The sequence below is a fragment of the Haloarcula quadrata genome (assembly GCF_003634715.1).
GTDB lineage: Archaea > Halobacteriota > Halobacteria > Halobacteriales > Haloarculaceae > Haloarcula > Haloarcula marismortui.
The window spans coordinates 2859699-2872628 of record NZ_RBWW01000001.1 but is presented as its reverse complement, the minus strand read 5'-3'; the positions used below and the strand labels follow the sequence as shown (position 1 = coordinate 2872628).

The following is a 12930-nucleotide window of genomic DNA, read 5'->3' as shown; positions in this document are numbered from 1 at the left end:
CGGCGTTTTGACCCTCCCAGTCGCAGGTCCCGATAATGGACGACGAGCTGCGAGACCGAATCACGGAGGCGGCGGAGACAAACGCCCTCCTCAACGCGGTCAAACACGATAGCGAGGCACAGGTTGGCGCAATAATGGGCCCGCTCATGGGCGAGAACCCGGAGTTCCGCGAGTACGGCGACGAGATACCCGGCGTTATCGCGCCGGTCGTCGAGCGGGTCAACGGGATGGACGCCGAGGAGCGCCGCGAGCGGCTGGCCGAACTCGCTCCGGAGAAACTCGAAGAGCTGGAGGCTGAGGACGAGGGCGAGGACCACCCACTGCCGGACCTGCCCAACGCCGAGGAGTACGACACCGTCCGGATGCGCGTCGCGCCAAACCCCAACGGGCCGTGGCACATCGGCCACGCGCGGATGGCCGCTGTCGTCGGGACGTACAAACAGCGCTACGACGGGGAGTTCATCTGCCGCTTCGACGACACCGACCCCGAGACCAAGCGGCCGGATCTGGATGCCTACGACGCAATTCTGGACGCAATCGACTATCTCGGCTTCGAACCGGACGACGTGGTCAACGCCAGCGACCGCGTCGAGACGTACTACGAGTACGCTCGCAAGCTCATCGACAAGGGCGGGGCCTACACCTGCTCGTGCCCGCAGGGTGAGTTTTCGGACCTGAAGAACAACGGCGAGGCCTGTCCCCACCGGGATAAGGACGCCGAGACCACGCGCTCGGAGTTCGAGGCGATGGTCGATGGCGAGTACGACAGCGGCGAGATGGTCCTGCGGGTCCGGACCGACATTACTCACAAGAACCCCGCGCTGCGGGACTTCGTCGCGTTCCGGATGGTCGACACGCCCCATCCACGCGAGGCGGCCGAGCAGTACCGCTGCTGGCCGATGCTGGACTTCCAGAGCGGGCTTGACGACCACCTGCTGGGTGTCACCCACATTATCCGCGGTATCGACCTGCAGGACTCCGCGAAGCGCCAGCAGTTCGTCTATGACTACTTCGACTGGGAGTACCCCGAAGTCATCCACTGGGGCCACGTCCAGGTCGACGCTTACGACGTGCCCCTCTCGACGTCAAGCATCGCCGAACTCATTGAGGACGGCGAACTGGCGGGCTGGGACGACCCGCGAGCGCCGACCGTCGCCAGCCTCGAACGGCGCGGCATCCGCGGCGAGGCCGTTGTCGATGCGATGATTCAGCTGGGCACGTCCACCTCGAACGTCGACCTGGCGATGTCCTCGATCTACTCGAACAACCGTGACCTCATCGACGACGACTCGGACCGGGCGTTCTTCGTCCGGGACAGCGACGACCACGGTGGCCTCGTTGAGCGCCAGATCGTCGGCGGGCCGGACGCCGGCGAACCGCCGCTGCACCCGGACTACGAGGAGCGTGGCCGCCGCGAGATTCCGGTGACCAGCGGTGTCGTCGTCGAGGGTGACGACCTGCCAGACCACGGCGATCGTATCTGGCTCAAGGGGTACGGCTGCGTGCGACACACTCGCGACGCCTTCGAGTACACCGGCGACGATATCGACGCCGTCCGTGAGGAGGGCGTCGACGTGATTCACTGGGCACCGGCTGACGGCCCAGCGCTCCGCCTCCGGACGATGGACGGCGACGTATCAGGCGTGGCCGAACCGGGACTGCGCAACTACGACACTGACGACGTGGTGCAGTTCGAACGCATTGGCTTCGCTCGCCTCGACAAGGTTGCGGACGACTCGGATACGGAGTCCGTCGCGTACTTTACCCATCCCTGAAGCCGCCGTCACAACGACCCAGCTGTCGGTTCTTCCCCCTGACTCCCAGTCTCGACACCACTGAACTCGAATCGAGCACCGCCGGCTTCGCTGTCGGTAACCGTTAGCTCCCAGCCGTGGGCCTCGGCAATCGTCTCCACTATCGCCAGGCCAAAGCCGGTGCCGTCGTCGTCGGTACTGTAGCCCGATTCGAGGACGGCGTCGCGCTGGTCCGGCGGAATCCCCGGGCCGTCATCGGCGACGTAGAAGCCGTCCGGCGTGGCTCCGAGCGTGATGGTGACGACTCCTCCGCCATCGGCCGCTGGCCCAGCTCCGGGAGTGGCACCGTCACTGCCGTGTTCTACGGCGTTTTGCACGAGGTTCTGGAACAGTTCGGCGAGGCGGTCGGGGTCGGCCAGTACGTGCTCCGGCGGGTCCCGAACCCGGTGTTCGGCCGCGCTCGTGGGTGCGGCGTCCCAGGCCCGGGAGAACGTCTTCCGGAGCGATATCAGTTCGGGGTCGCTGATGTCACGCCCCTCGCGGGCCAGCGTCAGGGTGTGGTCGATGAGCGTCTCCATCCGGTCGAGGGCGTCCGTTGCGGCCGTTATCGATTCGCGCACGCCCGAGTCAGCGTCTTGTGACGCCAGTTCCAGATGGCCACTGGCAACTTGCAAGGGGTTCCGGAGGTCGTGGCTGACGAGGCTGGCGAACTCGTCCAGCCGCTCGTTCTGGAGTTCCAGCTGTTGCTCCCGCCGCTTCCGTTCGATGATATCCGTGACAACAGAGACGCTGCCAACTACGGTGCCACTGAGGTCACGAATCGGGGCGGCGGCAAGGCTCACGTCGACACGACTCCCGTCTTTTCGTTCAAGCTCTGTTTCGTGGCCCGACAGACGCTCCCCTTCGAGGACTTGCGCGTGAAGTTCGGCGGTCTGTCGTCGGTTCTCGGCCGGGATAACGGGAACCGTGCCGCCCAACACCTCGTCGGCGCGCCAGCCAAATAGTTCCGTCGCGGCGGGATTCCAGACTTCGACAGTCGCGCTGGCGTCAAGTGCAACAATCGCGAGCGGGGCAGCCTCGACGAGCGTTTCGAGGCGCTCGGTCGTCATTGCGAGTTCGGACTCGATTTCTTTTCGTTGTGAGATGTCACGGACGATGCCGACACGGCCGGACTCACCGCTGGCCAGTTCGATGTCCGCCGCGTCGACTTCACAGGGGACCTGCTCACCGGATGCGGTCCGGATCAGGACCTCCTCCGAGCCGCCGTCCATTGGCTCGGTTCCCATCTGCCCTAGCACAGTCTCGAAGCGTTCGCCGACGAGACTGTCCTCGACGGTACCGACCAGCTTGGCGAACGGGTCGTTGTACGTGACAAACTGGTCGTGTTCGTCGAGGACGTAGACGGGTTCGCTGACGCCCTCGAAAATCGTCTTGTACTGCGTCAGCCGTTGCTCGCGTCGCTTCCGCTCCGTGATGTCCCGGAGGACGACGAGTCGGCCAACGAGTCCATCGAACCGGTCGGCAAACGGTGTCACTTCGAGTTCGACAAACCGCTGCTGGCCGTCCACGGAGAGCGCGAGTTCCGACCAGTCTGCTTGTTCGTCGTCGACTGTGAGACTGTCCCAGGTCGGAATAACGGCCTCTACTTGCTGGCCCACGAGCGACTCTTCGGGGCCAGCGAGGAGGGTTTCAGCCGCCGGATTCGCGTGGCTGATACAGCCGTCGATGTCCACGACGAGCGTTCCGTCCCCCATCTGCTCGACGATAGTTTCCTGCGCGGCCGGTACCGGGTCAAGCGTCTTGAACGTGTAGAGGCCGGTCGTCATCGCTATCCCAGAGACTCCCCAGGCGAAAATCGTGGCGTCCTCGGGAATCTGCAGGAAGTACTGCTGGGTCAGCGCAATGGTCCAGGGAGCCAGCGCCGCGATGAGGACGGCCGCGGCCTGTGTCCGGTACAGGTGCCGCGAGCGGACGAACAACTGAATAAGAACGATTGTCCCGGCAAGCGCCGCAATCAGAATTGTCGCCATGTGGGCGACGAACACTGCTGTGAGCCCAGCCCCCGGAGCCACCACCAGTGACCCCACAGAGCCGCTGGACGGGAGGTCGAACAGTGATACGCCCGGGAAGACGAACACGCCCACAAGCACCAACAGGTCAAGCGATAGGAACCCGACAGCTCGCCGCGTCACCGACCTGTCGAAGTCGGCGTACTGCAACGCGGCGTACAGCCAGGTGATGGCGACTACGCCCTGAGCGATGGTTGCGACCTGCCGAGCCAACAACTGGGTCGACAGCGCCGTCGCGGTGATGTCGACAGCGTAGCTGGAAGCACCGACTGCTAAGGCGAGGTGAAACACCACCATCGGTGTCCTGCCAGGTCCCTCACGCTTACGCCACGCGAGCAGTGAAAACACTGCGGAAAGGCCAGCTAGGACCCATAAAGCCGTCACGAAGCGGCCGTACATCGTTCCACTGAATATCGTCGCATCGTCACTTTATTTTATTGGTTAACGGCGCATTGACAGTAAAGAAGAACGGCTGTCTGTAGTCGGTTCCGTAGCACCCGGATTTGGGGCTCTAGTGCAACTGGGTCCTGCTTGCGGTGGTTGCTCTTAAGACCGCAGTGAGGTATCTAGTTGTTTGTTCCCATACCTCAAGGTGCGTAAGGTTTTTTACGAACCGCAACACTAGTGTCAAATGGATACGAGGTGATGGCCAATGGCACTGCCAACAACCACACCGAGTTCCTGGATGCGCGGTCTTGACCTTCCGTCCCGCCTGTTCGAAACCGGTAGCGACGACTACGAACTGTACGAAGAGGACGACGAGTTCGTCCTCAACGTCGAGCTCCCGGGCTTTGATGTCGAGGACATCGACGTCTCCTGGGACGACGGCATGTTGAACATCGCCGCCGAACGTGAGGACGAACAGCGCGGCGAGCGTCGGACCTACCACCGACGCTTCCGGTTCCCGAAGCGGGTCGACGATGAGGGTATCGCCGCGAACTACACCAACGGTATCCTCGAGGTGCGCCTGCCCGTCGAGGTAGGCGCGACGGCCCGCGGCAAGCAGATCAAGGTCGAAGGCTGACCGTCGGGCCGCAGGTGTACCGCCCGATAACCGACCTGTTCGCTTCGTTCGGAACGAGGCACCTGACGCTCAAGCCAGTTCCCAGCAGACCGCGGTGCCGGCGCGTCGTTCGACCCCGAGGCGAGAGCTGATAGCGTCGGGCTTATGTCCACGACGGCCCGACCAATGCCCGTGACAGAACGCGCCCCGGAGTCAGTGACAGTGCAGCGCGACATCCCGTTCCACGAGGTGGACGGCGAGACGCTGACGCTCGACCTGTACGACGCAGCGGCGGCCAGCGGCCCGAAACCGGTCGCCGTGCTCGTCCGCGGCGGCGCGTTCACGTCTGGCGACAAGGGTGAGTTCGCCCGGCACGCGCTTGACCTCGCCGCGGACGGCTTTCTGGTCATCGAGCCGCAGTATCGGCTCGCACCGGAATGGACGTTTCCGGCGGCGCTCGTAGATGTAAAGGCCGCTATCGAGTGGGCCCGGACGGAGGGAGAAAGCTACGGCGCGGACACCAACCGAGTCGTGGGTGTCGGTCACTCAGCCGGCGCGAACCTCGTCGTCTTGGCCGCGCTGACGGCGGACGAACCCGGATTCGAACCCGAACTGTACCCCGGCGCGTCTTCGGCACTGTCGGCCGCCGTCGGCTACGCCGGCGTCTATGACTTCCACGCGCTCGATACCGCGACTGATGTCCCAGCGGGTGAGGGCCATCGGGCGTATCTCGGCGGCGGGCCCGACGACGAACCTGCGGCGTACGACCTCGCCTCGCCGGTCGGTCAGGTGAATACCGACGCCCCGCCGACGTTGTTGCTCCACGGCTCTGAAGACGACGTTGTGCCGCCATCTCAGTCCGAACTGCTTGCCGACGCGCTCGGCCCCATGACCGATGTGGTCCACGAGACGGTGCCGTCGGACCACGGGTTCCCGTTCCACGGGGCCCAGTACGACGACGTGTACGAACGGACCGTTGAGTTCATTCGGCGAATCGGAACCGACAGTCCGGACACTGACGGCCCAAGAGGCGCAGGCGATGATACCGGCTTGCCCGGCGGCGACCTGTCAGGACCGACTGACCGCATCAGCGACCTCGGGTCGGGGGATGTTCACGGCTCGGATCGCCGCGACGGCCCCGGATTCTGACGGTCAGGTCGAAAAGTTAAGTAGCTCCCAAAAGTGAGATAAGATACCAATGGCCATAGACCCGGAGTTTGAGGAGAACCGCGACGTTGTCGAACAGCACGACGGACACAATGTCTGGGGCCCGGTCGACGAGCCCGAGGAACTGGGCATCCACGGGACACACGTCGCCGTCGACTTCGACATCTGCATCGCCGACGGTGCGTGTCTAGAGGACTGTCCTGTCGACGTATTCGAGTGGGTCGACACGCCGGATCATCCGGAGAGCGAGATCAAGGCTGACCCGGCTCACGAGGACCAGTGCATCGACTGTATGCTCTGTGTCGATGTGTGTCCGGTCGACGCCATCGACGTGGACCCGGGTCGCGCTGGTCGCATCTAAGTTACGAACGCTCCTGTTTTCGCTGGATTGTCGTACTTCGCACCCCGAATCTGAACGACCTGTAGCTATCGGTTCGTCAATATACTGGGCGCTGCCCGGATTCTCCGTCCCCTGAGACAGGGTCGCATACCTGTCATTCAGAATTGTAAACATACATTTATTATAGATTCTTGTGTGAAATACACTCACGAGGGTCATGGTACCATGCATACAGTTGTTATGACAAAGGGCGTTCCGGACTTCCGCGAGGGACAGGTATCGTTCGACGAGGACGGGCATCTCGAACGGGGAAAGACACCGACGGTGATGAACCCCAACGACAAGCACGCGCTCCGTGCGGCGTTCCAGACGAAAGTCCGCAACGGCGGCCACGTCTCGCTGATGAGCATGGGGCCGCCGGGGTACAAAGAGGTCTTGCAGGAAGGAATGCGGGACGTGTACGCAGACGACCTGTATCTCCTCTCGGACCGCGAGATGGGGGCCGCGGACACCTGGGCGACTGCGATGACTGTCGCCACTGGCCTCCAAAACCTTGAGGAGCAGCCTGATCTGGTGTTTGCCGGGTTCAAAACGGCCGACGGCGAGACCGGCCATACCGGTCCACAGACCTGCTGGTGTCTGGACTGGCCGATAATCACCCATGTTCTCTCACTCGATATCGACGAGGACGCGGGCACCGTTCGGGCGAAGCGACTGGTCAACGGCGACATCTCCGAGATTGAAACGGTCGAAGCGCCGATGCCGTGTTTCATCGTTGCCGACCCCGAGTTCGAACCGACCTATCGGAAGGCGAGCCACCGATTGAAACACAAGGACCTCCGCGAGGAGACTCAAGAGCGGGCCACGGAGTACGAGGAACACCTCACGGTCTGGGATCACGAAGATCTCAATCTCGACCCTGATTACATTGGCCTCGACGGCTCGCCGACCATCGTCGCCGGCGTTGACCCGATTCCAAAGGCCCCCTCGGAGCGAGAAGCGACGGTTATCGAGGCCGACGAACGCGAGGCATTAGAACCGGTACTGGACGAACTCACGCCGTACGCGGCAGGTGACTGACAATGCCTGATATCGATCCCACGGAACACGAGATCGCCGAACTCGGACCGAAGATCAAGGACGTTGACGACGCCGACGAACTACAGGCGATGCTGGCACTGGAGGAAGACGGCGAGGACCGGGTTCCCGTCAAGACGCTTATCAAGGACCGCATCGAGAAGGTCGAAAGCGACGATGACGGTGAGATAGATCCGGAAGCCGTCGACCTCGCCGACCTTACTGTCGCCGATGTGGCGAACATGGTCCGAGACGTTGACGATGCCGACGTGCTCCGGGACCTGCTCGAACGCGAGAAAGCGGGCCAGGACCGGAAGACAGCGAAATCCCAGATAGAGAGTCGAATCGAATCCGTCGAGGGGACCGAAGAAGCCGAGGGCGAGGCGGTGACGGAGGTCGAGTACGTCCCGCCGGAAGAGAAGTACCCCGAACTCGACCACCCAACCAACGACAAGCAGTGGGTCGAGGGAACCGTCGGCGCGGAGTACCGCGATATGTGGGTTTACTGTGAGACGCAGGCCGGCGACCTCGTGGACGTTTCAAAGGAGATGCTCGGGAAGGCTCGGGAACTGATGAACGACTACAACGCGGCGTACGACGAGGACGAGCGCGTCGTCGCTGTGCTCATCGGGGCCGACGCGAGCGACCACGTTGAAGATGTCATCGCCTACGGTGCGGATCTCGTCGTCTATTACGAGGACGACCGCCTTGATCGCTTCCGCCACCAGCCCTACACCGAAATCTTTTGTGACATGGCCAGAGCGGGTGGCGACCTGGCCGCCGATGGTCGTGAGGAGACCGAGTGGAAGGACTACCACGAACCGCGCTACACCGTCTTCCCGGCGACGAACAACGGTCGGGACCTTTCGGCGCTCGTTCAGGGGGAACTCGACTCAGGATTAGCGTCGGACTGTTCGGGGCTGTATATCGAGAGTGCGATGATATCCAACCCCGCGAAGGTTGGCACCGCCGGCGACAAGAAGGAGTTCGAGCGCGTGCTCCATATGAAGCGCCCGGACTTCTCCGGGTTCGAGTACTCGACGATTCTCTGTATCGACAAACCCCACCGGGATTTCCACCCACAGGGGGCGTCGGTGATTCCGGGGAGCTTCGAGATGCCCGACCCCGACTACGAACGCGACGGTGAGGTCGTCGACTACGAGATGGACCTTGACGACGACTGGTTCACAGTCGAGGTCGAGGAGTACGACCGCCTCTCTGGCGGTGTCGACCTCTCCGGCCACGACGTGATTGTCGCCGTGGGCCGCGGTATCGGCGACGACCCGACGCGGGGCATCGAGCAGGCGCTGGACCTCGTCGACGCCTTCGACGACGCCGATCTGGGACTGTCCCGCGGAGTCATCACCTCGTCGTACTCCTTCGACGGCCACGTCGAGCAGTACGTCACGGAGGAGCGCCAGATCGGCGAGTCCGGACAGGAAGTCGAGCCCGACGTGTACATCGCGGCGGGCATCTCCGGCGCGATCCAGCACAAGGTCGGTTGTGACGAGTCCGACACGATCATCGCTATCAACACCGACCCGGACGCCGACATCCGGGACTTCTCCGACTACCTCATCGAGGGCGACCTGTTCGAGGTGCTCCCGCAGTTGACCGAGGCGGTCGAAGCCGGTGAACTGGGTGCGATGATGGAGGCCAGCGATGACTGACGCTTACGAGGAGTACGAGGCGGTCGTCGTCGGCTGTGGCCCGGGCGGGGCCGCCGCGGCGGCGACGCTCGCCCGCAACGGCGTCGAAACACTCGTCCTCGAACGCGGCGTCGACGCCGGGTCGAAGAACGTCTCTGGCGGGCTCATCTACGCCGAGGAGTCGGCACCCTACACCATCGACGGCCTGTTCCCGGACTTCCGCGAGGAGGCGACGGAGCGACCGGTGACGGAGAACGTCATCCACAACATCGCCGGTGACAGGGTGAAATCCTTCGATATCGGCGACCTCCATCACCACGATACGGCGTGGGCCGACGCAGTGCTCCGTCGGAAGATGGACTCGTGGCTCGCCCAGCAGGTCCACGAACGCACCCGCGAAACCGGCGGCGGCTTGCTGACCGAGGTCCACGTCACCGGCCTGTTGCGCGAACGAGGCGAAATTGTCGGCGTGACGACAGAGGAGTTGGACCCCATCAAAGCCGACATCATCGTGGCGGCCGACGGCGTCAACTCCGAACTCGCCCGCGACGCTGGGCTGATGGACTGGGACGAGCCCGAGGAGTGGTTTCAGGGCGTCAAGGCAGTCGTCGACATGGAGCCGGAGGTCATCAACGACCGCTTCGACGTGGCCTCCGACGACGGCGCGGCCCACCTGTTCTCGGGCGACCTGTTCGACGGCGTCCGTGGTGGCGGCTTCCTCTACACCAATGAGTCCTCGCTGTCTATCGGCACCGTGTTCCACCTCGATTCTATCGCTGAGGAACGGGCGGAGCCCCACGAACTGCTCGACAGCCTGCTCACGCATCCGCTCATGGCCCAGTGGCTCGGCGACGAGTACAACGAGCGCGAGTACAGTGCGAAACTGGTTCCGGACTCGAAGAAGGCGGCCCATCCCTCCCCGCACAAGGACCGCCTCGTGCTGGTCGGCGACGCCGCCGGCCAGATGCAGGCACAGGGACCCATCATCAAGGGGATGAACCACGCGGTCACTGCCGGGGCGCTGGCCGCCGAGGCGTTCGCCGACGCGAGGGCACGCGGGGACACGTCTCAGGCCGGCAAACTGTACGAGAAGAAGCTCCACGACGAGGGCGTGATGGACAAGCTCCGGCCAACCGGATACAAGGTGTTCGGACAGCTCGGCGAACTCGGCCCCGTCGACGACCTCTCGAACGCTATCGCCGAGTCCGCCGTCGGCCGGTTCGGGGTCCGCGCGGCAGCCGGACTGCTCGAACGGGCCTACTCGTCACCGCGGTTGGTGTCGATGATTCCCGACACCAAACTGCCCTACGTGACGCTGCCGACGGTCATTGCCGAGGAACTGGGTGAGCCCGTGACCGACGAGAACACCGTCTCGCCACCCGACCTGGGTGACCGTATCGGCGACCTGACCTATGACGTGGGTGACCCGCACATCGAACTGGTCGACAAGTCCTTCGAGGCCTCGGGCACCGCCGTCACGGCCTGCCCGGTCAGCGCCGAAGACTTCGGCGGGGGCTGTTACCGCGACGAAATGGTCCAGACCAACGGCAGCGAGGAACACCTCGTGAGCCTCGACACCCAGCCCTGCGTCGAGTGTGGCACCTGTGCTATCGTCGCCGACACCGAGTGGGAACACCCCGCTGGCGGGAAAGGCGTGGAGTTCAACCAGGGGTGACCCGTTCGGTGATGAGTGGCCAGTACGACGACCGCCTTCGGGTGCTCTCCCGCCGAGCCGAGCAGACCCGCGAGTCGCTGGACCCCGACCCGCCGGACGAGGAGCGCGCGATGGAACTCCTTCGGGACGGGTTCGGCCCCACGGTCGCTCTGTACTGTGAGGCCCGGACCGGCGGGTCGTGGGTCCGCTTCTCCGGGGCGGAGTTCGAGCGGCTGGAACGGACCATGAACGACTGGCTTGACTGCTACGCCGCCTGCTACGGCGTGGAGTTAGCCGGCACCTACAGCGTCAGAGCGGCCGCAGAACTGCTCGTCGATACACACAACGCTCGGGATGTGGCAGTGCTTCTGACCGGTGTTCCGGAGCAGTAGCGACTGTTCAGTTAAAAGTACATGGTTTTTGATAAAGGATTAAGTACTGTGTCGTGGTAGCAGATACCATGGAGCTGACAGAGCCACTGCAGTTCGACCACGAGGACAGACGGGACATCTACGAGTACGTCGAATCACACGGGTCTGTAGGACCGAGAGGCGCTCGGTCGGCGCTACAGATGGACCCGCGACCGTTCGGCCATCACGTTGCGATACTCAAACGCGACGGCGTACTGGAGGAGATCGACGGGGAACTCCGCGTCGCCTACAACGACACCGTCGAGGAGGAGTTCGAGGCCGACGACATCGAGTTCACCATTCGGCAGGCCCGTCAGGAGGACCTGACCGGCCTTGTCGGGGCCATCCGAGCCGCTATCGGCGGCGGCGAGTACGTCGACGCGGAGACCGTCGCCGACGTGGTGGACAGCGAGGGCGTGCTGCTCCGGCACAACGAGCTGGAGTCACGCATCTTCTTCGTCGCCTGCATCAACGACGACGTGGTCGGGTGGGTCCACCTCAAACATCCCGAAGTTGAGAAGCTCAGTCACACGGCAGAGCTAACGCTGGGTGTGCTCGAACGGTATCGGGGCCATGGCATCGGCTCGCAGTTACTCGCCCGGGGCACCGAGTGGGCGGCGTCGAACGGCTACGAGAAGCTGTACAACTCTGTCCCATCGACGAACGAGGACGCAATCGAGTTCCTCGAAGACCACGGCTGGGACACTGACGCCATCCGTGAGGACCACTACAAGTTCGGCGACGAGTACGCCGACGAGGTGATGATGGAAATTGACCTCTAATTCGGCCCCAGCGCCCGAATTGTCTTCCGAGCCAGCTCCCCGTCGACCTGCTGTGGCACAGTTAGCAGAAGCCGGTCGATGACAGCTCTGTCCGCAATTTTATCCCGTTTCTCTCGCGCCTGTTCCGGCGTCCCGGCGATGCCGAGATCAGCCGTCATTTCGTCAGTGACGAGTTCCGTCGCCTCGCCGCGGTCACCCGCCTGCCAGGCGTCGGCGATGCGCTCCGCTCGGTCCGGATACGTCTCCGCAACAGCCCGGCGGTACCCCTCGCCGCTGCCGACGTAGTAGGCGATGTGTTGCCGGAGTTCCTCGGTCGCTCGCTCGGAATCCTCGTGGACAACTGCCGGCACGTACGGTGCAACGGTGATGTCGTCTGGGTCCCGGTCAGCGTCGCGTGCCGTCTCTGCGATGTAGTCGAACGCCGACTCCAGTTCGGAGAACGCAATCATGTGGGGCAGCCAGCCGTCAGCGAGTCTGGCGACGACTCGCCTGTTCGCCGGCCCGAGGGCGGCGTGGTACACCGGCACGTCACGGTCTAGCGGCGGCACGCCCCTGACCGAGACCGCCTCACCGTCGTAGGTCACCCGCTCGTCGCCCGTCATGAGCTGTTTGATGATATCGATCGTCTCGTGGGCGCGACGGACCGGTCGCTCGAACTCCATGCTGTGCATATTCTCGATGGACCGGGCTGTACTCGTTCCCAGCCCCAGCACTGCCCGTCCGTCCGAGACCCTGTCGAGGGTCGTCGCTGTCATCGCCAGCACGGCCGGTGACCGTGAGAAGACGTTGAGTATCGCGCTGCCGATCTCGATATCGTCGGTCCGTGTCGCGATATCCGTGAGTTCGACAACGGAGCTAGCGCCCCACAGTTCGTTCAGCCAGACCGAATCGTAGCCGTGTCCTTCGGCTTCGACGGCCAGCTCGATTGTGCTGTGGTCATCAACGCGTGGCACGACGACTCCTAGATGCATGGTGTGACCGACTGTTGGAAACGTAATAAAGAATCGTGTTAATATCGTCCCAGC

At 63.5% G+C, this 12930-nt stretch carries 11 protein-coding genes; 9 read left to right on the top strand and 2 right to left on the bottom strand.

What is annotated here, in order from left to right:
* Positions 1 to 35: 35 nt before the first annotated feature.
* A complete protein-coding gene (locus tag BDK61_RS14790; protein WP_004963279.1) occupies positions 36 to 1775 on the top strand; it encodes a glutamate--tRNA ligase in 1740 nt (579 codons plus the stop codon).
* A gap of 8 nt (positions 1776 to 1783) precedes the next feature.
* Here the strand turns inward: BDK61_RS14790 and BDK61_RS14785 are convergent, their stop codons facing one another.
* Positions 1784 to 4222, bottom strand: coding sequence for a PAS domain S-box protein (locus BDK61_RS14785; RefSeq protein ID WP_121303612.1), 2439 nt, complete (start codon positions 4220 to 4222; stop codon positions 1784 to 1786).
* 253 nt (positions 4223 to 4475) lie between these two features.
* Here BDK61_RS14785 and BDK61_RS14780 point away from each other — a divergent pair, with 253 nt between their 5' ends.
* The 8 genes from BDK61_RS14780 to BDK61_RS14745 all read left to right on the top strand — a co-directional run bounded on the left by BDK61_RS14780 (position 4476) and on the right by BDK61_RS14745 (position 11905).
* Positions 4476 to 4847 (top strand): Hsp20/alpha crystallin family protein, encoded by a 372-nt coding sequence (locus BDK61_RS14780; protein WP_011222811.1) that lies wholly within the window; start codon positions 4476 to 4478, stop codon positions 4845 to 4847.
* Between the two features lie 165 nt (positions 4848 to 5012).
* Positions 5013 to 5975 carry an alpha/beta hydrolase gene (locus BDK61_RS14775; protein WP_208644674.1) on the top strand — a complete coding sequence of 321 codons (963 nt, stop codon included), beginning with the start codon at positions 5013 to 5015 and terminating at the stop codon, positions 5973 to 5975.
* 49 nt (positions 5976 to 6024) lie between these two features.
* A complete protein-coding gene (locus tag BDK61_RS14770; protein WP_004963273.1) occupies positions 6025 to 6354 on the top strand; it encodes a 4Fe-4S dicluster domain-containing protein in 330 nt (109 codons plus the stop codon).
* A gap of 204 nt (positions 6355 to 6558) precedes the next feature.
* Entirely contained in the window at positions 6559 to 7413 is an 855-nt protein-coding gene (locus BDK61_RS14765; RefSeq protein WP_121303611.1) for an electron transfer flavoprotein subunit beta/FixA family protein, read from the top strand.
* Between the two features lie 2 nt (positions 7414 to 7415).
* Complete coding sequence (locus tag BDK61_RS14760) at positions 7416 to 9080, top strand: electron transfer flavoprotein subunit alpha/FixB family protein (protein ID WP_121303610.1); 1665 nt, start codon at positions 7416 to 7418, stop codon at positions 9078 to 9080.
* On the top strand, positions 9073 to 10734 hold the full coding sequence (locus tag BDK61_RS14755) for an FAD-dependent monooxygenase (RefSeq protein ID WP_121303609.1): 1662 nt from the start codon (positions 9073 to 9075) through the stop codon (positions 10732 to 10734). The genes BDK61_RS14760 and BDK61_RS14755 overlap by 8 nt, the downstream gene beginning before the upstream one ends.
* Positions 10735 to 10745: 11 nt before the next feature.
* A complete protein-coding gene (locus BDK61_RS14750) occupies positions 10746 to 11105 on the top strand; it encodes a hypothetical protein (protein WP_121303608.1) in 360 nt (119 codons plus the stop codon).
* A 68-nt stretch (positions 11106 to 11173) separates the two neighbouring features.
* Positions 11174 to 11905: a GNAT family N-acetyltransferase gene (locus BDK61_RS14745; protein ID WP_011222817.1), complete on the top strand. Its 732-nt coding sequence runs from the start codon at positions 11174 to 11176 to the stop codon at positions 11903 to 11905.
* Here the strand turns inward: BDK61_RS14745 and BDK61_RS14740 are convergent.
* Positions 11902 to 12876 (bottom strand): LLM class flavin-dependent oxidoreductase, encoded by a 975-nt coding sequence (locus BDK61_RS14740; RefSeq protein WP_004963254.1) that lies wholly within the window; start codon positions 12874 to 12876, stop codon positions 11902 to 11904. The genes BDK61_RS14745 and BDK61_RS14740 overlap by 4 nt on opposite strands.
* Positions 12877 to 12930 lie beyond the last annotated feature (54 nt).

Bases quoted from the DNA above. Each gene is read 5' to 3' on its own strand.
- BDK61_RS14790 (WP_004963279.1), top strand. From the start codon at position 36: ATGGACGACGAGCTGCGAGACCGAATCACGGAGGCGGCGGAGACAAAC.
- BDK61_RS14785 (WP_121303612.1), bottom strand. From the start codon at position 4,222: ATGTACGGCCGCTTCGTGACGGCTTTATGGGTCCTAGCTGGCCTTTCC.
- BDK61_RS14780 (WP_011222811.1), top strand. From the start codon at position 4,476: ATGGCACTGCCAACAACCACACCGAGTTCCTGGATGCGCGGTCTTGAC.
- BDK61_RS14775 (WP_208644674.1), top strand. From the start codon at position 5,013: ATGCCCGTGACAGAACGCGCCCCGGAGTCAGTGACAGTGCAGCGCGAC.
- BDK61_RS14770 (WP_004963273.1), top strand. From the start codon at position 6,025: ATGGCCATAGACCCGGAGTTTGAGGAGAACCGCGACGTTGTCGAACAG.
- BDK61_RS14765 (WP_121303611.1), top strand. From the start codon at position 6,559: ATGCATACAGTTGTTATGACAAAGGGCGTTCCGGACTTCCGCGAGGGA.
- BDK61_RS14760 (WP_121303610.1), top strand. From the start codon at position 7,416: ATGCCTGATATCGATCCCACGGAACACGAGATCGCCGAACTCGGACCG.
- BDK61_RS14755 (WP_121303609.1), top strand. From the start codon at position 9,073: ATGACTGACGCTTACGAGGAGTACGAGGCGGTCGTCGTCGGCTGTGGC.
- BDK61_RS14750 (WP_121303608.1), top strand. From the start codon at position 10,746: ATGAGTGGCCAGTACGACGACCGCCTTCGGGTGCTCTCCCGCCGAGCC.
- BDK61_RS14745 (WP_011222817.1), top strand. From the start codon at position 11,174: ATGGAGCTGACAGAGCCACTGCAGTTCGACCACGAGGACAGACGGGAC.
- BDK61_RS14740 (WP_004963254.1), bottom strand. From the start codon at position 12,876: ATGCATCTAGGAGTCGTCGTGCCACGCGTTGATGACCACAGCACAATC.